This is a genomic window from Solibacillus sp. CAU 1738, from assembly GCF_039888725.1.
Lineage (GTDB): Bacteria > Bacillota > Bacilli > Bacillales_A > Planococcaceae > Metasolibacillus.
In genome coordinates this window covers 281,202-301,805 of the sequence record NZ_JBDQQN010000003.1, presented here as the reverse complement: position 1 = coordinate 301,805, position 20,604 = coordinate 281,202, and the positions used below count along the sequence as shown (strand labels likewise).

20 protein-coding genes are annotated in these 20,604 nt (G+C 37.3%); 10 read left to right on the top strand and 10 right to left on the bottom strand.

Going from position 1 to position 20,604, the window contains the following annotated elements:
• Positions 1–17: 17 nt before the first annotated feature.
• Positions 18–560 (bottom strand): hypothetical protein, encoded by a 543-nt coding sequence (locus tag AAFN87_RS10955; RefSeq protein WP_347791103.1) that lies wholly within the window; start codon positions 558–560, stop codon positions 18–20.
• 200 nt (positions 561–760) lie between these two features.
• Between AAFN87_RS10955 and AAFN87_RS10950 the strand changes: the two genes are divergently transcribed.
• Positions 761–2,107 carry an MATE family efflux transporter gene (locus AAFN87_RS10950; protein ID WP_347791102.1) on the top strand — a complete coding sequence of 449 codons (1,347 nt, stop codon included), beginning with the start codon at positions 761–763 and terminating at the stop codon, positions 2,105–2,107.
• 138 nt (positions 2,108–2,245) lie between these two features.
• Here AAFN87_RS10950 and AAFN87_RS10945 read toward each other — a convergent pair whose 3' ends face one another.
• Positions 2,246–2,866 (bottom strand): hypothetical protein, encoded by a 621-nt coding sequence (locus AAFN87_RS10945; protein ID WP_347791101.1) that lies wholly within the window; start codon positions 2,864–2,866, stop codon positions 2,246–2,248.
• 140 nt (positions 2,867–3,006) lie between these two features.
• The gene (locus AAFN87_RS10940; RefSeq protein WP_347791100.1) at positions 3,007–4,206 is read right to left on the bottom strand and encodes an iron-containing alcohol dehydrogenase; all 1,200 of its coding nucleotides are present in this window, start codon (positions 4,204–4,206) and stop codon (positions 3,007–3,009) included.
• Positions 4,207–4,672: 466 nt separating this feature from the next.
• Between AAFN87_RS10940 and AAFN87_RS10935 the strand changes: the two genes are divergently transcribed.
• On the top strand, positions 4,673–5,716 hold the full coding sequence (locus AAFN87_RS10935) for a Cj0069 family protein (protein WP_347791099.1): 1,044 nt from the start codon (positions 4,673–4,675) through the stop codon (positions 5,714–5,716).
• 250 nt (positions 5,717–5,966) lie between these two features.
• Here AAFN87_RS10935 and AAFN87_RS10930 read toward each other — a convergent pair whose 3' ends face one another.
• From AAFN87_RS10930 to AAFN87_RS10920, 3 genes are all read right to left on the bottom strand, one after another.
• Positions 5,967–6,533, bottom strand: coding sequence for a DinB family protein (locus AAFN87_RS10930; RefSeq protein WP_347791098.1), 567 nt, complete (start codon positions 6,531–6,533; stop codon positions 5,967–5,969).
• Between the two features lie 129 nt (positions 6,534–6,662).
• Complete coding sequence (locus AAFN87_RS10925) at positions 6,663–6,803, bottom strand: hypothetical protein (protein ID WP_347791097.1); 141 nt, start codon at positions 6,801–6,803, stop codon at positions 6,663–6,665.
• 206 nt (positions 6,804–7,009) lie between these two features.
• Positions 7,010–7,213: a transcription initiation factor TFIIIB gene (locus tag AAFN87_RS10920; protein WP_347791096.1), complete on the bottom strand. Its 204-nt coding sequence runs from the start codon at positions 7,211–7,213 to the stop codon at positions 7,010–7,012.
• 751 nt (positions 7,214–7,964) lie between these two features.
• Here AAFN87_RS10920 and AAFN87_RS10915 point away from each other — a divergent pair.
• From AAFN87_RS10915 to AAFN87_RS10905, 3 genes are all read left to right on the top strand, one after another.
• A complete protein-coding gene (locus AAFN87_RS10915) occupies positions 7,965–8,360 on the top strand; it encodes a (deoxy)nucleoside triphosphate pyrophosphohydrolase (RefSeq protein WP_347791095.1) in 396 nt (131 codons plus the stop codon).
• A 24-nt stretch (positions 8,361–8,384) separates the two neighbouring features.
• Positions 8,385–11,267 (top strand): DEAD/DEAH box helicase, encoded by a 2,883-nt coding sequence (locus tag AAFN87_RS10910; RefSeq protein WP_347791094.1) that lies wholly within the window; start codon positions 8,385–8,387, stop codon positions 11,265–11,267.
• Between the two features lie 141 nt (positions 11,268–11,408).
• Positions 11,409–12,164 carry a class I SAM-dependent methyltransferase gene (locus AAFN87_RS10905; RefSeq protein WP_347791093.1) on the top strand — a complete coding sequence of 252 codons (756 nt, stop codon included), beginning with the start codon at positions 11,409–11,411 and terminating at the stop codon, positions 12,162–12,164.
• A 230-nt stretch (positions 12,165–12,394) separates the two neighbouring features.
• Here the strand turns inward: AAFN87_RS10905 and AAFN87_RS10900 are convergent, their stop codons facing one another.
• The 3 genes from AAFN87_RS10900 to AAFN87_RS10890 all read right to left on the bottom strand — a co-directional run bounded on the left by AAFN87_RS10900 (position 12,395) and on the right by AAFN87_RS10890 (position 14,662).
• Complete coding sequence (locus tag AAFN87_RS10900; RefSeq protein WP_347791092.1) at positions 12,395–12,832, bottom strand: VOC family protein; 438 nt, start codon at positions 12,830–12,832, stop codon at positions 12,395–12,397.
• A gap of 311 nt (positions 12,833–13,143) precedes the next feature.
• Positions 13,144–13,698: an NADPH-dependent FMN reductase gene (locus AAFN87_RS10895; RefSeq protein WP_347791091.1), complete on the bottom strand. Its 555-nt coding sequence runs from the start codon at positions 13,696–13,698 to the stop codon at positions 13,144–13,146.
• Positions 13,699–13,846: 148 nt separating this feature from the next.
• Entirely contained in the window at positions 13,847–14,662 is an 816-nt protein-coding gene (locus AAFN87_RS10890) for an NAD(P)H-binding protein (protein WP_347791090.1), read from the bottom strand.
• A gap of 102 nt (positions 14,663–14,764) precedes the next feature.
• On the opposite strand from AAFN87_RS10890, the gene AAFN87_RS10885 reads away from it, so the two are divergent.
• The 3 genes from AAFN87_RS10885 to AAFN87_RS10875 all read left to right on the top strand — a co-directional run bounded on the left by AAFN87_RS10885 (position 14,765) and on the right by AAFN87_RS10875 (position 17,990).
• The gene (locus tag AAFN87_RS10885) at positions 14,765–15,805 is read left to right on the top strand and encodes a CMP-N-acetylneuraminic acid synthetase (protein WP_347791089.1); all 1,041 of its coding nucleotides are present in this window, start codon (positions 14,765–14,767) and stop codon (positions 15,803–15,805) included.
• A gap of 62 nt (positions 15,806–15,867) precedes the next feature.
• Complete coding sequence (locus AAFN87_RS10880) at positions 15,868–16,053, top strand: SE1832 family protein (protein WP_347791088.1); 186 nt, start codon at positions 15,868–15,870, stop codon at positions 16,051–16,053.
• A 356-nt stretch (positions 16,054–16,409) separates the two neighbouring features.
• Positions 16,410–17,990 (top strand): ABC-F family ATP-binding cassette domain-containing protein, encoded by a 1,581-nt coding sequence (locus tag AAFN87_RS10875; protein WP_347791087.1) that lies wholly within the window; start codon positions 16,410–16,412, stop codon positions 17,988–17,990.
• Between the two features lie 499 nt (positions 17,991–18,489).
• Here the strand turns inward: AAFN87_RS10875 and AAFN87_RS10870 are convergent, their stop codons facing one another.
• Complete coding sequence (locus tag AAFN87_RS10870) at positions 18,490–19,437, bottom strand: nuclease-related domain-containing protein (RefSeq protein ID WP_347791086.1); 948 nt, start codon at positions 19,435–19,437, stop codon at positions 18,490–18,492.
• A gap of 273 nt (positions 19,438–19,710) precedes the next feature.
• Between AAFN87_RS10870 and spx the strand changes: the two genes are divergently transcribed.
• Both spx and AAFN87_RS10860 read left to right on the top strand, forming a co-directional pair.
• Positions 19,711–20,112: a transcriptional regulator Spx gene (gene spx, locus AAFN87_RS10865; protein ID WP_347791085.1), complete on the top strand. Its 402-nt coding sequence runs from the start codon at positions 19,711–19,713 to the stop codon at positions 20,110–20,112.
• Positions 20,113–20,154: 42 nt separating this feature from the next.
• Entirely contained in the window at positions 20,155–20,583 is a 429-nt protein-coding gene (locus AAFN87_RS10860; protein ID WP_347791084.1) for a MarR family winged helix-turn-helix transcriptional regulator, read from the top strand.
• Positions 20,584–20,604 lie beyond the last annotated feature (21 nt).

Sequence of the window (20,604 nt, the reverse complement as noted above, 5' to 3'; positions counted from 1 at the left end):
TGATTAGCTACACTTCTTTATTCCACTACTTCAAAAATGATTGATGCTTCTAAATGATATTTTTCACCCTGTTGGCCCTCAATTACAAAATCTGTTCGACCATTGATTTGATATTGTCCAGGCGGAAACTTCATAGCTACCATTTGTTTAAGCATATCTTCTGTATAATTGTTGCCATCCATCCCTTTATAATACGAACCACCTGAGAAATGGTATGGCTCCACTAATGCTTCACCTTTTTTCACCGTTGTCACAATATATGGCTCATTCATTGCTGCGCCAAATTGATAGTTTTCCGTCAAATTAGTCGTCGAGAGCCAAATCCAAGAACCAGCATGACCAATCTGAATCGCTTCCTCATTTCCTTCGTACATCAATTCAGCTCGAATAGCTAACGGTTCACCAACGTTATACTGCGCCTTTTCACTTACTAATCGCAACGTAAATGGTGCCTGCTCAGTTTTCTGTTCGGGCACATTTTCGAATTGCGCATTATTTGTATATTCTGTTCCGCATGCAGCGAGTAACACTACTAATAATAAAATGTTAAACCATTTCACTCACAACATCCCCTTTTTTACAATTAGACGGATGGCTAGATAGTTTGTTACATAATGCTATTCATGCTAATGAAATGAGTACCTCTAAACGACCTTACTGGGAATATTTTTCGGATATCGAAATGAAACTAACGACTTTTATTCCAAAATATGTTACGATACATGTTGTTTTTCTATAGATAAAAGAAATGAGGCATGTTATGGCAAGGAAAAATGAAGAGTTAAGTTTGTTTCGATTAACTTGGCCACTCTTTTTAGAACTATTTTTATTTATGCTAATGGGGCTTGCAGATACGTTTATGCTTAGTGCAGTTTCGGATAATGCAGTAGCAGGCGTTGGAGCAGCCAATCAATATATCCAAATTGCTATTTTAATATTAGGTGTTATCGGTTCAGGGGCATCCATTGTAGTATCGCAATACTTAGGTTCTAAGCGTGTAGAGGAAGCGTCAAAAATTTCTGCTCTTTCTGTTTCGCTGAACTTTTTTGTCGGCATCGGGATGAGTTTACTGTTTATCTTATTCTCGAATAAGATTATGACGATTATGAACTTACATGGTGAAGTGCTTCAGTTTGCGCAAAGCTATCTTGCTATTGTTGGTGGATTCATCTTCTTACAAGCACTTATTAATTCATTGTCTGCCATTATTCGTGTGAACGGCTGGACGAAGCAAACGATGTACGTGTCGCTCGGAATGAACGTAATACACTTAATCTTGAACTATATTTTGATTTTCGGAAAATTTGGCGCACCTGCTTTAGGTGTAGAAGGTGCTGCGATTTCTTCCATTATAAGCCGCGCATTGGCAGCGGCTGTGTTCTTCTGGTTGCTGTATCAAGTGCTTGAAGTTCGTGTGAAATTAGAATACTACTATACTTTCACAAAAGACTATATTCGTAAAATTTTACAAATTGGTATTCCGTCTGCTTTAGAGCAAGTACTATATCAAACTTGCCAAATAGTATTTTTATATTATGTAACCTATATAGGTGCCGAATCACTAGCAGCAAGACAATACGCTGTGAATGTGTCGATGTTTACGTATTTGTTTGCGATGGCGATCGGGATGGGAACGGCGATATTAATTGGCCGTCATGTTGGTGCAGGTGAGCAGGATATTGCTTACAAGCGCGTTTGGTTTAGCGTCAAAGCAGCACTCGTGTTTACATTAGTGATGGTTGTGCTTGTGACAATATTCCGTGAGTCTTTAATTGGCTTGTTTACTGATAATCCTGATATTATCCGTATTGGTTCATCTGTGCTGTTATTAAGTATTTTACTAGAAACAGGCCGCACGATTAATATTACGATTATTAATGCGTTACGTGCTTCCGGTGATGCGCGTTTTCCTGTAAAAATCGGCTTCATCTCGATGATTTGTATGAGTTTACCACTCGGTTATTTATTCGTCTTTGTGCTGGACCTCGGGCTTATCGGTATTTGGCTCGCAATTTCAGCTGACGAATGGCTACGCGCTATACTCGTACTTAGTCGTTGGAAAAGTCGCAAATGGGAACGCTATGCTATTGTTACAGCGGCGAAATAAAATTTCTAATTGTAGCGACGGCAACCGTTTAGCCACATCGGATATATTATTTTTCCCCAAGTGCGAGATGATGTTCTCCAATAATTTAAGCCCGTCTTTCCTCAAGCAGGAAAACGGGCTTTTTTTGCGACCAACGCATTATTCTTTTATATGTCTTCGTTTATAAGCAAGCTGTGCCGTTGCCCAAAGTACGTTACTTTGTGGATAGGCAGTACTTTTTTTACGCTCCCTGTTATTGTCACGTTCAAGCTCGAAGTTCAACTTTTCTTTATAATCGTCTGTTTTTTCGTACTCCGTCTTTGCGTCCTGCAAATGACTCATCTGCGCTTGTTGATCCTGAACATTTTCGCTTGATTTTTCAATGGTGTTCGCCGCTTGCATCGCAATGAACTGAACACCCGTTTTCGTTTTCGAAGCGCGCATCATCATTTCTGTTTGCTCGCGCTCCGCCGTAATGCGCAAAACGCGCTCCACACTGGCCGGCGCATATTTAATAAGATAACTCAATTCCTCACTCGACAGTTTCTTCCCAGAGTTAAACTTATTTAGTATCCGCTCAGCTTTTGGATTGCCTTCACCCGTTTTCATTTGCGCCTCCTGCATTTCAGATAGTTGACTCAGCACAATGTCTCTAGCTTGTTTTGCTTGCTCATCTTTTGTAGGTAGTTGCATTGTGTTCGATTCCTTTTGTTCCGTTAGCTTGTTCTCATCTTTCGGCAGCACGTTATTTGGCAACTTAAACGATTGTTGAATTTTCACTACTCTCCCCCATTTTTAATTTACTATTATTTACATCGGGGTATATCTGATTATTTGAAGTGAAACGGAAATTACGAACGAATAATTTATTAATCAGCGATTTGGTACAGCACTAGCAAAACAACTTTATATGCCGACTATTATGCTTGAATAATTTGATACATATAAAACATCTCGTCTTTGTTCATTATTTTCGGTACAGGGTAAAGCGGATTTGCTTCTTTTAGTGCGCGCTTTACCATTAATGGTACGTCACGGTTTACAATGCCGCTCACTTTATCTGGAATATCCATATCCTTATTCAATTTTTTAATTGCTTCAATAAATAGCTTTGCCTTTTGTTCCTCACCATCACTTAGCTCGCCAATACCGACTAAATCTGCTAATTCAGCAAGCTGCTTATAAACAGAGTCGCCATAAAATTCAAGTACGTACGGCAAAATAATTGCATTGGCTAATCCATGCGGGACGCCGTAAAACCCACCAAGCGTATGGGCAATCGCGTGTACATAGCCTACGTAGGCACGTGTAAAAGCGATGCCAGCTAAATAGGAAGCCTTTTGCATATTTGTGCGGGCCTCCATATTCGTACCATCTTGGTAAGCCTTGTATAAATTATTAAATATTAAAGTCACTGCCTCGCGACTGCACACCCTTGTTTCCTCAGTATTGCTATTGCCGATGTACGCTTCAACCGCATGTGTCAGCGCATCCATCCCTGTCGTCGCAGTAATATGTGGGGGCAGCTTAACTGTCAACACCGGATCGAGTATCGCATAATGTGGGATAAGAACGGGATCATTGACAGCATATTTTTCGTGCGTAGCATTATTCGACACAACTGCGACTACGGTTGTCTCACTTCCTGTACCAGCAGTAGTTGGAATCGCAAAAAACGGAGGCATTTCCCTGCGAATTTTTAGCTGCCCTTTCATTTGTGGGATATGCATGCTTGGTTTTGCTACGCGAGCCCCTACCCCTTTTGCACAATCCATCGGGGAACCCCCACCAAATGCAATGATCCCTTGGCAATGGTTTGCGCGATACATGGCATATGCTTCTTCGATATTTTCTATCGTTGGATTTGGTACAGTTTTATCATAAATAGCATATTGCACCCCCTCTGCCACGAGACCACTAAGCAAAGGGTCCATTAAACCAAGTGCAGCTATACCTTGATCTGTCACAATTAAAACACGTTGTATATTTTTACTTTTCACTAATGAAGGTAGCTGTAATAAGCTATTTTCCCCTTCTAATAAATCCGGCTTTCGCCAAGACAAAAAATTCGAAACAACTTTATACGTTTGTTGATAAGCTCGGCAATACACTTTATACATAATACGACCCCTTTCGTTATTATCTATTTTCTCTTACTATAAACTTCTATATGAACTCACATTTCCCTACTATTCTTTAATTACAATTTTAGCAATTTATTTCTTATTGATAGTTTGTAATACTGCAACTTTGGGACCTCCACCCTTCTTGCGTGCGCTTTCCACCCGCTTGCGTTCGCTTTACACCGGCTTGCGTTCGCTTTCCGGTTTATCTTCTATGGTCTCTCTCGTATGCTTATTAAAAATTTATTTTGGTTTTGTACCTAATAAATACGGTTTTTTCGTACAAATTAATATCCTAATTAGACTACACCCGATATATTAACAAGCAATATTAATAAATATCGAGAATATTTCATTATTTCAACAGATAAACTTTAACAATTTGTTTACATTTAAGGACTATGAATTTCAAAAAAAGCGGTTATGATATTTTTGTAATCATAATTCGAAAGGAGTAGATACCATGAGTAATAAAGTTGTATTTTTCGAAGTGCGAGGCGGAAGCGATAAAGGGCTAAACGGCTACCGTGAAGACACAATGCCAATGGTCGATGCGTTAAAACAACGAGGACAGGATGCAGAAGTTATCTTTTTTGAACTAGAAAAGCGCGATGAAATTTTCGATTATGTAAAAAATAATGCAGTTGCATACGTTTCTCGAATTAACCCAGGTAACCTTAAGCATGAAGCCGAGTATTTCGAAATGCTGCGCGAGCTATGCGCAGTAGGTATTATTGGTATGCCTCATCCAGATGCGATGATTGGCTACGGTGCAAAAGATGCACTGGTGAAACTACGCCACACAACACTCGTTCCTGAAAATACGTTTGCTTACTATACAATCGAAGAATTTAAAGTAAATTTCCCTTCTTCTTTAGCACAAAGTGTTCGAGTATTAAAGCAAAATCGCGGCTCTACAGGGGAAGGTATTTGGCGCGTTGAACTATTAGATGAATTAGCTGATAGCAAAACAGTACCTTTAACAGCAAAAATTAAATGCACAGAGGCAAAAGACAACCATGTAGAATACCACGACCTCGGTACATTTATGACGTTTTGTGAACAATATATCGTCGGGGCGAATGGCATGCTCGTTGATATGCCCTTTTTACCACGCATTAAAGAAGGCGAAATTCGTTTACTCATGCTACGTGATAAACCGGTAAATATTGTACATAAAAAACCTGCAGATGCAGCAGATGCATTTAGTGCGACATTATTCTCAGGCGCACAATATCGATATGACCAACCAGAAGAATGGGAAACACTTGTAACGAGTTTCCTAAGTCAGTTACCTGAAATTACGGAGCTACTTGGCGGCTATGATTTACCATTAATTTGGACAGCGGATTTCATTTTAGATACGGATACAACCGGTGCGGATGCCTATATTTTAGGAGAAATGAACTGTTCATGTGTCGGCTTTACTTCACAACTAGAGCTTGCTCATAATGTGGCAGAAGAGATTCTCGATTGTATCTGTGGGACCACTGAAGTAGTGGCTTAAAAAAAGCGCAAGCGCCCTGCTTAGCTCCGACAAGCGCTGGAAGGCTACAAACGGAAGCATCTTTTCCGCTTTCGATTGCTTGCCTGAAGCGAACTCGAGGGGCTGGGCGCTGAAGCTAGACACTGCTTAAACTCCAGGAATTCACAATTTACAGCGATCCTAAAGAGAGTTATTTACTCCTTTTAGACCGCTGTTTTTATTTAGCTCCTGCAGAAACGATAATTCTGAATAACAAAAACTAATTAAGTATTTATCCAGTTTTCCCTAATATAGCTTCAAGATCTCTTTGTATGATTCTAAAATGATGTGCTTCATGTATAGCTATAAGTTGAATCGCTTGAATAAGATTAGGATAGTTTGCAACAGGGTCCAAAAAAATGATATGTCCTGCGATATCTTCATCAATATTCTCCACTATTTTCGATAGTTTTAAAGTTTCATCGACTAGAAGCTGATTCAATTGTACAAAGTTCATAGTTTTATAAATTTTTTTGGATGGATTCAAAATAAATGGTGCTTTCATATTTTTCCCATGTTTTTCTTTATAGTCCTTATAAATATCATTAATACTATGCTCAAATGATTTATTTCTCATCATTTGAGCATAAAATTTTGTACATGGAATGGTAATGATTGCTGCAACTCGTAGCATTTTCGTTATTAAAAATAAGTGATAAACCGACTCTCCAATAGACCATTTATTCTCCTCAGGTTTTCCCCATAATTTCGTCATCGATAATGATTCAAGTGTCGGAAAAAGACTTTTTCTCTGTTCTTCTATTGTTATGAAATGATTTTTCATACTTTTAGATTTCATAGTGAACCTCCTTTTTATACATTTGACGTATATATATTTTAGAATGCAGCGCGTTTAATTATGTAAAATTATACCAGTATTATAAAAAAGCCTGCAAGCTCACATCAGCTTACAGGCACAGTTTAATGACTATTTATTAATACAAGTTGCTTTTTGAATAGCTTGGTATACTAACCCTTTATATTTAATATCTAATAAACCAGCTACTAAAAGGCCAACACCACCTACTACCATCAGCTGTTTCTTCGCATTTTTACAAGTCTTTTGCATTGAAGATTCCTCCTACTTAAAAGCTTTTGTACTATCATTTTCATTTTACTAAAGAAAAATAGTTTGTATAGTTATCGGCACTTAACCTAGTAAACTAACACAATATTAGCCTCTATTATCCTTTTGCCACACGATTTCAACTAGATATGTATCATAAATAAAGTGGAGCATTGCAACAAATCACCCCTCTTCGACTTGTCGATCCGTTAATACTTTGTTGTTCCTTTAAACTTATTTGGCTTTGTAACATAGCTTTCTAATACGTACCCACAGTCTGTACAAATAACAAACATCATAGGGCTGCCAAGATTCAGCTTTCCATTGGCATTAACAGTTGCATAGCCACCTTGCTTGCCATATCCGAATTCTGTACAGCCACATTTCGGACATTGTACATTTTCATTTGTCATGTTAACCCCTCCTACCAAAAATGTCTTTTATTCATTTACGACTAATTATTGGAAAAGGTTTCAAATGAAATTACGCTAAAAAATGACCCTTTTCATTTATTTTCTCCGTTCTTTAAATAGTCACTGTGATAAAAAGAAGGGAATTTTACTATAAGAGTACTTAAATAAAGAGTTAGAAAATCGTCATTTTAGATGAAAAAACAAAAAAATAGATCTTTTTCGATTCAAATGTCGTTATTCCTGCTCTCCTAATTATGTGATCCACAATAACTCCATTACGATAAAACCAGTGCTAGTATTTGATCTTTCAACTTCAAAAAATCTAGCATACACTTTTAAAACGCCAAAACTCCCATTTGTCGATTTTGACATACAACATATTTTGAAATATGTGACATTCAGGAAAAAAGATTTATTTTGACACTTATTTATTAATAAGTTGTATATTGATTTCACTATTTGTTACTTTTATGGTTGCAAAAATTAGCTGTATTTTATTTAAATTGAAAAATTCCTCTCTCCCCATTCAACATCCTGAATGAATACACTATATGATTTTCAACATCTCCTTTGTAATGCTCTTTAAACAAACTCAATTTGACCACCACTTTTTGGTCCTCGAAAATCACTCCTTTTTGAACACAATATAGAGAACTTTTCCGACCGTAAAGAAATTAGCAATATTTTACTTAGTGCTGCACGCTTCAAGAGAGTTGGTTATAATACTTTCATATAGGAAGGATGATTTATTATGAAAAAAACAGTACACGTCGTAGGAGCAATTATTGAAAATGATAAGAAGGAAATTTTCTGTGCTTTACGAAGTCCTAATATGACTTTGGCAAATTATTGGGAATTTCCTGGTGGTAAAATTGAAGAAAATGAAACACCTCAGCAAGCACTTGCACGTGAAATTGAAGAAGAATTTAACTGTGAAATTGCAGTTGGAGAAAAAGTTGAAGATACAACGTATGAATATGAAAAATTCATAGTACGACTTGAAACATATATGTCTATTATTTTAAATGGCGTCCCTACTGCTTTAGAGCATGCTGATACAAAATGGGTACCGCGTGATCAATTACTCTCACTTGATTTCGCCCCTGCGGATATTCCTGCAATTGAAAAATTAGTTGCAGAAAAATAACAATCGAAAGTCGGTGGTATAGAGATGGAACAATTAAGAAAAAAGCTTGAAGATTCCTTACATAAAGGCTTTATCGATCAATACAAACCAGTTTCTACACAATTTAAACCGAAGTTACTTACAAATAGAAAACATGAAAATGTATTAGCAACACTTTTACAAGAACTCAAAACGTGTAAAACGTTTATTTTCTCTGTCGCTTTTATTACAGAAGGTGGACTCGCTACATTAAAAACGATGCTCTACGAACTAGAGAAAAAAGGAATTCAAGGTCGAATCCTTACTTCTACGTTTTTAAGCTTTAATCAGCCAAAAATGTTTAAAGAACTATTGAAGCTAACAAATGTTGAAGTACGTTTATCGGACGCAAAAGGTTTCCATTCAAAAGGCTATATTTTCGAAAACGAAAACTACTATTCGTTAATAGTAGGAAGCTCTAATTTAACCGACAGTGCACTAAAAGCTAATTTTGAATGGAATGTTTTTTTAACTTCATTAGAAGATGGAGAAGTCATTCATCATTTTAAAAATCAATTTGAGGAAGCATGGCAAATAGCTACACCCCTTACTGAAGAATGGATTTTGAATTACCAGCAACAGTATAATTTTGAATTCTCAAAGCAGCTTTCATCACAAATTGTTAAGGCGCCACCCTTATATACAACAAACAAATTACGTGAAGCCTTAGAAGTTACACCTAATAAAATGCAAGAAGCGGCATTAACACAACTAAAAGAATTACGCGCATCCGGGGCTCAAAAAGGATTAATCATTTCAGCGACTGGCACAGGTAAAACTTATTTATCTGCCTTTGATGTTCGAAATGCTAGCCCAAAGCGAATGCTTTTCATTGTACACCGCGAGCAAATTCTAAAAAAAGCGATGGCTGATTACAGAAAAATTTTAGGTGGTAATGAAGAAGATTTCGGCATTTTATCTGGTAATTCTAAGGATTTACATGCCCGATATTTATTCGCAACGATTCAAACGATCTCTCGTGATGCTTATTTGCAGCAATTTGCAAAAGACCATTTTGATTATGTATTAATTGACGAAGTTCACCGAGCAGGAGCGGATACATATACAAAAGTTATTCACTACTTTGAACCTCAATTTTTTCTTGGTATGACTGCGACACCTGAACGTACAGACAACTTTAATATATTCGAGCTATTTGATTATAATATCGCCTACGAAATTCGCTTACAAGAAGCACTTGAGGAAGATATGCTTTGCCCGTTCCATTATTTTGGAGTTACCGATTATGAAGTTAATGGTGAAGTAATTTCAGAAACTGCAGAGCTTCAACATTTGATTGCGAAAGAACGAGTAGACCATATTATCGAAAAGATTTCTTACTATGGATTTTCAGGAGAAAAAGTTCGTGGTCTAATGTTCTGTAGCTCTAAGGATGAGGCACATAAACTATCTTCCATTCTAAATATGTACGGTTATAACACCATTGCACTAACAGGAGATCATTCGCAAGATGAACGTGAGGAAGCTATTTCGCTCCTTGAAAAAGGTGAACTACAATATATACTAACTGTTGATATTTTTAATGAAGGTATCGACATCCCATTTATTAACCAAATCGTAATGCTACGTCAAACACAGTCTAGTATTATTTTTATTCAACAGCTTGGCCGCGGTCTAAGAAAGCATAACGAAAAAGAATTTGTCACAATTATAGATTTTATCGGAAATTATAAAAACAATTTCTTGATTCCGATTGCACTTTCGGGTGACCGCTCCATGAATAAGGACAATGTACGCCGCAATACAGTAAACACGGATTATATTCAAGGTGTTTCAACTATTAACTTTGAAGAAGTAGCGAAGAAACGAATTTTTGAAGCAATTAATAATACAAATCTATCGAAATTAAAAACGCTACGTGATTCCTATATTGAAGTTAAAAACCGAATTAATCGAATTCCAATGCTAATGGATTTCATAGAACAAAACTCACTTGATCCGGAAGTGTTAATCGATTATGCAGATAACTATTATCAGTTTTTATTGAAAATGAAGGAAGAAGTATTTTCATTTACGGCTTATGAATCTGCTATATTAACATTTATTTCAAAAGAGTTTATAAACGGCAAACGTATACATGAACTGATATTAATAAAGTTCTTGCTTACCCAACATTCTGTAACAAAAGATCAATACATCGAAGCATTAAAAAAAACTGGGACATTTTATGATTCGGAAACATTAAAATCGGTGGAAGTTATATTTGCACTAACTTTCCATGTACAAAATGATTTTAAAAAATTTGGCGAAAAACCGATTGTGTTTTTCGATGGTAATTCATATCAATTTAACGCAGACATTCGACAAAGTCTAAAAAATGAAAAATTCAAGTTTTTCATAGAAGATATATTAAAATGTGCCTTTGAAAAATGTAAAGAGTATGATGGTTCAAAACCATTAACTTTGTACAAAAAATATTCTCGTCGGGATGTGTGCCGACTTTTAAATTGGGAAAAGGATGCCTCTTCTACGATTTATGGATACCGTACAAAATATAATACAACCCCACTCTTTGTTACGTATCATAAAAAAGATGAAATAGAAACAAGTCAAGCTTACGGTGACGAATTTTTATCTCCTGATTTATTTAGATGGTTTACTCGAAATCGTTTAACAATTGATTCGAACGAAGTAAAAGCAGTTTTAAACCATAAAGAAATCGGGAATAGTATTCATCTTTTTGTAAAAAAAGACGATGGTGAGGGCACAGACTTTTATTACTTAGGAAAAACAGAAGTTCTAGTTGAAACTGCAGCAAATGAAACTATGCCAGATAAAAACGGAAAACGACTACCTGTTGTGACTATGAATATGGTTTTAGAACAGCCAGTGCAATATGATATTTATCATTACTTAGTCGAGGAATAATTTCTTCTTTTTACTATTCAAAATAGTAGTACAGACCTTCTACAAACACCAACTCACCATTTCCAATTTATACAAAATAAGTTAAACTATATTTTGGTTTAAAAAGTCTTAAATGGACACAAAGAGGAGGCTGGATATTATATGAAACCTACTAATAAATTCACAGGAAAAGCGCAGCACTATGAGGCTGGTCGTCCTTCGTATGCCCAGGCATTATTGGATAGTGTTTATACTAACTACGGGTTAACATCACAGTCAGTAATTGCTGATATTGGCTCTGGAACTGGGAAGCTAACGAAGCAATTATTGCAAAGAGGAAGTCGCGTGATTGCAGTAGAGCCGAATGATGATATGCGCAACACGGCACAGCAGGAGCTTCAGCAGTATACAACACTACAAATCGTAAAAGGGTCGGATGCGGCTACGACACTACCTAATGAGTCTGTTGATGCGATTACGGTTGCACAAGCTTTTCATTGGTTTGATCCAACTGCTTTTCAAAAAGAGTGTGCGCGCATTTTAAAGCCAAAAGGTCGCGTCTTTTTAATTTGGAATATGCGAGATGAAAAAGCAGCGATTAACAAAGAGACATATGCGATTTTCAAGAAATATTGTCCTGACTTTTACGGCTTTAGCGGCGGTATACAACAAGAAGACGCTAGTATTGCTACTTTTTTCAATAACAATTTTGTCGTTGAAAAGTATCCGAATCCACTTTACTTTACAAAAGAAACATTTTTGCAGCGCTGTTTATCCGGTTCCTATTCACTGAAAAAAGGTGATCCGCAGTTTGAAGCTTATATAAATGAGTTAACCGGATTGTTTGAAAAATTTGCGATTAATGATGTAGTTGAAGTATCAAATGATAGCGTAGCCTATATCGGCACTCCTTTTTAAATAGACAGCAAAACGAATACTTACCTTAATGTGATTTAAGCCTTAATAATCGAAAATAGAAAAACTCCATTTTGAAAAAAGATTGATCAAAATGGAGTTTCTTTTTAGTTAGGTACGATTTTTTTATAAAAAAGTTCGATTATTTTAATGCCGCTAGTTCCACTAAGGCACCTGTTAGTTTCAAACCAGAAAGTAACAAAGAGTCGTACTTTCATTTTAATTAACATTACTTATTTGATTTCCTCAGCTAACTCCAAAATAATTCCCTCTGGACCACGAACGTAACATAATTTATAACTTTTTTCATATTGCTGTATCTCACTAAAGATTTCCGTACCCTTCTTTTTCAATTTGGCAACAACAGCTGCAATATCTTCAACAGTAAATGCAATATGTCGGATACCCAGTGTATTTGCAAAAGTTTGCTGAATACCTTTTTCATCTGACGGCGTATAAAACTTGATTAGCTCTATCCATGTCTGACCGTCTGGCGTTCCCAATCCTACACACGCTACTTTAGCGTCATTAAGACCAATTGCATATCCCATCAACTCTCCTTCCATTTCCCATTCCCCTTTCACCTCAAGTCCAAAATCGAGAAAAAACTCTTTAGCGGCGGAGAGATCGTTTACGATTACACCCACATGATCTATTCTTTTGATCTTCAAATTTCATACCTCCTATGTTTCTGTTATTTTGCAATATCCTATTTCAAATTCTAGTATTAACAAAGGGTCGATTAATATAATAATAACAGTGAAGAAAAGAATCATTTAACTAATTTTGTATTAAATTATTTATTAATTCCTTCCGATTTCCCGTTCGTAGAAGAAGAAAAACCGAAACAATAACATTTAGGCTCAACTTTTTTATCAACGGTACGACTTTATTTCAAATTCAAACTAAAACCCACTCATTTTTTTAAAACGAGTGGGTTTCATGTTCTTACTTTTATTTTCACCTTAAATACATACTTCCATCAAGGTGTATCAATCGGTTGCTTGCACAGCGTTTTGCTCATTTCGCAATACTGGACGAATACGCGCGCTAGCTCTTGTAAGCGTTCGTGCACATCTTTGTCGATAATTTTGTTATCGGCATCGAAATGATCCGCGTGTGTGTACACATAGTTTGGCGTCACCAGGCAGCGGAAGTAATCTAAAATTGGTTTTAATTGATTTTCAATGACTAAATGGTGCTGATACGTACCACCATTGGCAACCATAGCAACTGGTTTGTAGCGCATTGCTTTCGGGCTAATCATATCGAAAGCGTTTTTTAGAACGCCTGGAATAGACGCTTGGAAAATAGGTGAAGCGATTACGTAGCCGTCTGCCTCTTCAAATTTTTGTATCATCATTTTCATATCTTCATTCAGCGGGCTACCATCTAAAATTTGATGCTTTAAATCTGAGAAATATAAAATTTCTAGCTCCAGCTCGCTATTGAATTGTTTAATATATTTTTCAACTTGTTGCAGGACTGCACCTGTTTTGTGGCCGAAAACTGTGCCATCAACGAGTAAAATTTTCATTAAATGATTCCTCCATTATTCTGTTAATACACCTAATATTGAAACAGCATAAATGTTAGGATAAAAATCATTATGCTGAAATACTTCGTCATTATTGTAACAGATGCAACCTTTGTCGAATAGGGTACTGATTTTAAAAACAATAATTTCAGTCTTTCGTCGTATCTTTGTCGACTTCGAGCTTTTTAAGTTTATTTTTATCAAAAACAATCTCATCATCGAGTGGTGCAAGTTCGTCTGGCTTCCGTTTATTCCAGTCAAAATAACGTTCACTCTCTATTTCTTCCTTGTCTTCCTGTACAGGCATTTGCATGTCAGCTAGCTCTTTTGATGAGTAAATCGCCACTTTGTCCTTTTTGCCGTGTAGTGCAATTATTTTCATCGCAAGCGCTACTTGGTCTGCTTGTATAGAGCGGTAGCGTTTTAATGGACCAAGTAATAAAGGATTCACCAATGTAAAGGCTAGCTCCCCTATTTTTTCTCCTAGCCGGAATTCGTTACGTTTTCCAACGAGTAAAGTAGGACGGACAATGGATAGTTGTGGTAAATCTAATTCTATAAGTTCTTTTTCTAGCTTCCCTTTAACACGATTATAATATGCAAATGATTTTTCACTTGCGCCCATTGCTGAAATAACAATCATATGCTGGACACCTCGGTTTTTCGCCATAGCCCCTATTCGGACAGGATACTCAACATCGACTTTTTCAAATATTTCTCGAGAACCGACTTTTTTTATTGTTGTGCCTAGACAGCAAAAAATTTCATGCGCAAATTCCATATCTTTTTCTGCGAGCTCATCAAATTCCCGTACGCGCACGATTAATTTTTCGTGTTTGAAATCTAGTTTTTTTCGCGCGAGGACTGTCACAGCAACGTATTCTTCACTTTCACATAATAGTTTTACCAGTGCTGAGCCAACAAGACCTGTAGCCCCTACAACGACGGCAGAACGCATTTTCATAGTAGGTCCCCTTTCTTATTTCTATCATTCCTTTAATTTTTACACATACTTCTTGAATTTTCACCATAATTTAAATAGAAAGTGGAAAGGATGGGATATTTTTTGCGAAATGAATTAGAAACGAGAGCGCCGAAAAAGAAAATCGCCTTTATTTTGGAATACAGCGAATGGAAAGGCTATTATCCGTTCGAGCGGGCTGCTATTTTAGCAAAATTATTATCAGAAGAGAGCACTTTTATTTTTCTAAAGTCTGATAATCCCCGCGCATTGAAAATTTTCACCGACGCTGGATTGACACCTGTATTATACGAAAAATATAGCGAGCTACCAAAATTCATAAGGAATTTATCGGTTGATTTAATTGTTTACGACGGCAATGATTCAACAATTGAGCAAGTCGAAATGATTCGCCCGTTTTGCCAAACAATCGTTCATTTTGATGATCGTGGTGAAGGTGTGGAACTCATCGATTGCCATATTGTCGCTTTGTTTGAGGAAATGCTTGAGGCCATGCCACCGAATATGTTAGCAGGTAGCTACGCATTTGCGGTGAGTGACGATTTACTGCAAGCTACAGTTGTGGACAAGTGTGAGGAAGACTTACCACATATCGTCGTTGCTTTTGAAGACGGGGACGACAACAATTTAACATATCGTACTTTACGCCACTTAACTCAACTACACATCCCACTGAAAATTTCTATAGCTATTGATGCAGAGTATCGCCATTCTGTTGAAGATTTGCAAATGATGGTACTTAGCCGCCGCCACACATCGATTCATAAACAGCCTAACGCACTACTATCCCTACTCCCAACAGCTGATATTGTTATTTGTAATGCTAACTATACACCGTATAAAGTTGCTACTGTCGGCATTGCGTGCATTACAGCTGCACAAAATGAACGCGAGCTTGTGCATGCCTTTAATCGTGAATTGAATGGCTTCGTGCATTTAGGTCTTGGTCGTAAAATGAAGCAATCTTCAATTCAAAATGCGGTTATGGAATTTATATTGCATGACGCACGTCGCGAGCGCGCAATTTATAAACAGCAGTCGCTTGATATTCAGTCAAATAATGAAATTTTACAAAACCTTTTACTAGACCTTGCTTATGCACGTCATCAAATTATCCACATTTGAGTGAAAGGCTTTGCTTGTGCTAAAATGGAGAGTAGACAATTTTTGAAGGTAGGTTCCCATTTATGCTAACTAAAGACCAATTAAAGCAAGAAATCGCCGAATTAAAAATGGACTACGTGAATTTGCAAGGGGATATGGAGAAGCTCGAGTCACTTGGCCATGCAGACTCTGTAAAACAAGCATTGACGCGTCTTGAAAATATGGAAGCACGACTTGCAGAACTGAATAAACAGCTCGCGGCGTTGTAAACCCGCGAGTTTTTTTGTGATGAAATACAGATAGAATCGATACGGTTGCCGTTTTTGAAACGGGTGACTTCTGTTTCGTGATTTTCATGTGCTGTGGGGCGGTATTTATCTAATTTACGTGGGTATTTATCTAATCCATGAGGGTATTTATCTAAACCAGAAAGTTATTTATCTAATCCGTGAGGTTATTTATCTAATCTCAAATTTTATTTATCTACAGACATTTCTAGAAAAGTAAGCTAGGTAAAGGCTACGCAATCAATGGAAGTTGTATTTATATAAAAAGGCATTCTTCCAAAAATACAGAAAAAAATTCATTATACGAAAAATATATATAAACTATTGGAGGAACATATATGGCAATTTTAACAGTTGAAAATTTAGGTCACTCATTTGGTGATCGTACGCTTTTTAAAGACGTTTCATTCCGTCTAGTTGAGGGCGATCATATCGGGCTTGTTGGAGCAAATGGTGTCGGTAAATCCACATTAATGGGCATTATTACAGGTCAACAAATCCACGATACAGGAAAAGTAGAATGGTTACCTGGCACGCATTACGGCTATTTAGATCAGCATACTGTGTTAACACCAGGCCGCTCAATGCGTGATGCACTACGTGATGCCTTCCTTCCATTATATAAAAAGGAAGAAGAGCTAAACGAAATCGCCGCAAAAATGGGCGATGCTACACCAGAGGAATTAGAAAAGTTACTTGAGGATATGGCAGAAGTACAAGATGCACTTGATGCAGGTGATTTCTATACTTTAGATATGAAAATTGAAGAAGTAGCGCGTGGTCTTGGTTTAGATGCAATTGGCCTAGATCGTGATGTTGCTGCCCTTTCTGGTGGTCAGCGTACGAAAGTTTTATTAGCAAAGCTTTTACTTGAGAAACCAAAAGTATTATTACTAGATGAACCGACAAACTATTTAGATGAAGAGCATGTTACGTGGCTGAAAAACTACTTAAAAAATTATCCACATGCCTTTTTATTAATTTCTCATGATACGGAATTTATGAATGAAACAGTAGACGTTATTTTCCAATTAGAATTTTCTAAATTAACTCGTTATACAGCGACGTATGAGAAGTTTTTAGAGCTTGCAGAAATTAATAAACGTCAGCACATCGATGCATATGAAAAGCAGCAGGAGTTTATTAAAAAGCAAGAGGATTTCATCGCGAAAAATAAAGCGCGTTATTCAACGACAGGTCGTGCAAAATCACGAGCGAAGCAATTAGACCGCCTAGACCGCATTGATCGTCCTGAAACTGCCGTAAAACCAGAGTTTGGATTTAAAGAAGCGCGTACACCGAGCCGCTACGTTGTCGAGGCGGAAAATTTATTGATCGGCTATGATAAAGACAAACCGTTACTACCTCCACTTTCATTCCAAATTGAGCGCGGTGAAAAAATCGCATTAGTCGGCATGAACGGAATCGGGAAATCAACACTTCTGAAAACAATGCTTGGCAAGATCCAACCACTTGGCGGTAAAGTGATTCTTGGCGATTATTTATCCCCTTCTTACTTCGAACAGGAAGTAAAGGCTGATAAAATTACACCAATTGATGATGTGTGGAATGCGTTCCCTTCAATGGAACAGGCACAAGTTCGTGCAGCCCTTGCTCGTGCAGGTCTTAAAACAGATCATATTACACGCCCACTCAACTCACTATCTGGGGGCGAGCAAGCGAAAGTTCGTTTATGTAAGCTCATGTTAGATGAAGCAAACTGCTTAATCTTTGACGAGCCGACGAACCACTTAGATGTTGACGCGAAGGAAGAATTGAAGCGAGCAATGAAAGCTTTTAAAGGCACAATCATTCTCGTATCCCATGAACCGGAATTCTATGATGGTTTAGTAACAAAAATTTGGAATGTACAAGATTGGTTTACAACTGGGAAAACAGTGGAGTTGGACCAGGAGTAGAATAGATTGCCCACCCCTTGCTTATAGCAAGGGGTTTTTACTTAGGTGAAATAGTATCTCTTGGTTGGGGTACCCGGAATCCTATCAGATACCCGGATTTTGCCTCCATTTACCCGGAAAGTTTAACCCTTTACCCGGGTTTCCCCTCTAGTTACCCGGATATTTCGCTCGGGTACCCGGAATCCTATCAGATACCCGAATTTTGTCTCCATTTACCAGGAAAGTTTGACCCTTTACCCGGGTTTTCTCTCCTGTTACCCGGATATTCCACTCGGTTACCCGGAATCCTATCAGATACCCGAATTTTGTCTCCATTTACCAGGAAAGTTTGACCCTTTACCCGGGTTTTCTCTCTAGTTACCCGGAATCCTATCAGATACCCAGATTCCGTCTCCATTTACCCAGAAAGTTTGACCCTTTACCCGGGGTTTCCCTCTAGTTACCCGGATATTCATCTCAGGTACCCGGAATCCTATCAACTTTCAGCAAAAACGCTTAATTACAGCCGCTTTCTTTCCGACCAAATATTAGCTGGAATGATATATTTCTTATCCTTAAATTTCCCTTCAGAATCTAGTCCTAACTTTTTCAGTAAATAATAGGCTTTATCAGCACAGTCGATTTTGGTGAACTCACGGAATTCGCTGTTGGATATTTTTTCATTCCAGAGTAGCCGGTAATCATGGAGTGCTATGCGCAGTTGCGTGTTATCACTTACACCACAACGACACCGCCATGAACCTCTTTCATACCGCATTACACTTTGCCACTTGCACCTACTACAAAGCACACCTTTTCGTAAACGCGCACGGTTAAATGATACCTTTTTTATGCGCGGTGTATGAAGCTTCAATAACATCTGTCCTAATTGTAAAAGCTGCTTATTAGAAATGTATGAGCTTCGGTGCTTCTCGTACAATTTCTTCGATTCGTAAGAAAGACCCGTTACGTGATACATCTGACCATCCTGAATGCTTGGTAATATAACATTACGACTGGCAAAAATAACAGCACTTTCAACTGGTAATGTAATATTCCATTTACGAAATAATTGTTCGATTAAAGTTTGGTGGCGCCGAACTTGATCTATAGGGTTTGTAAAACAATCGAAGGTGCCATCTTGGCGAATGCGGATAAATTGGTGCTGCTCGCTCGAATATTCAATACGACCAGTCATATTTTTCACTTCTATAACGAAGGCAAAATGCGGGCTAAGTAATAAGCAATCCATTTGAAAACTCTGGGTTTGATAATGAAGAACTAAATCGCGGAGAACTATATAATCATTTTCGAGGCACATATTGAGCTCAGTATCGACACGGCGCTCGCCTGCCAATCCGGATTTTGTACGACGGAGTAAATCTATTATTTCCTCATTAGAATCTCTTCTTTCCAGCGATTCTAACAACAATAATTCCAATGACTCAAAGCGTTCAAGTAAGATCAACTGTTATCTCCCCCTCTTTTTGTGTACTATTCGACAACTACATTTAATGTCCTACATACAGTCGCAAAATAAAAATTTCGCACAAAATACTACGTACACTATGAAACTTTTTTATTTTTCATACGTATATATAATTATAAAAGTGGGTATACATAAAATGGATGAAAAAATCTAAAAAAAGTATTGCACCACAATTAACTTAGTTGTAAGATATTTATATAAACAAGTAACTTACAAGTAAGTTATCTCTTAATTGAAAGCGAGGAATTTATTATGTCAGTAACAATTTACACACAATCAAGCTGTTCCTCATCACGAAAAGCACTTAAATGGTTAAAAGAAAATAACATTGCACATACAGAGAAACGTATTACATCTCAGCCTCTAACATTAGCTGAATTTAAAAATATTTTAAGTATGACAGAGGACGGCACAGATGAAATTATTGCAACAAACTCAAATGATTTCAAAAACCTTGATGTCGATATTGAACAGCTGTCGATTCAAGAATTGTATCAATTAACACAAAAATATCCGCGTATGTTGCGTAGCCCTATCATACTCGATGAAAAGCGTATACAAGTGGGTTATAATGAAATGGACATTCGACGCTTCATTCCACGTAAAGTGCGTGCGTTTGAACTGAATGCATTGCAAAAATTGGCGGTTGAATAAAGCGCCTTTTTTTCGTTAACGAAACATTTGGAGATGACAAACATGAATCAGGAAAGACGCGAGCATTTAGCATCATTATTTGAAACGATAGCGGCGCTCGAGCGTAAAATTGCGAATGAGTGGAATAGTCTGAATGAACTCGGCTTTTCAAAATCACATATATTAATTTTAGAGTTTTTGGCAAATGAGGGACCAAAGCGCCCTTCTGCCATCGCCGAGCATTTAAAAGTTACTACTGGTGGCGTAACCGTATTAACAACCAAGCTATTAAAATCTGGCTTCATCGAAAAGACGCAAAACGAAAATGATCGTCGAGCTTCGCAAATTACAATTACAAATGCAGGGATGGACGTACTAGAACAATCTCGCGAACAAGTTAATGCACTCGTGACTCACCTATTCGGTATGCTTACGGATGAAGAAATCAACAGCTTACGCCGCATTTTTAAAAAGTGCGCGGAGCAAAAATAAAAAGGCATTTTCGTGCATATT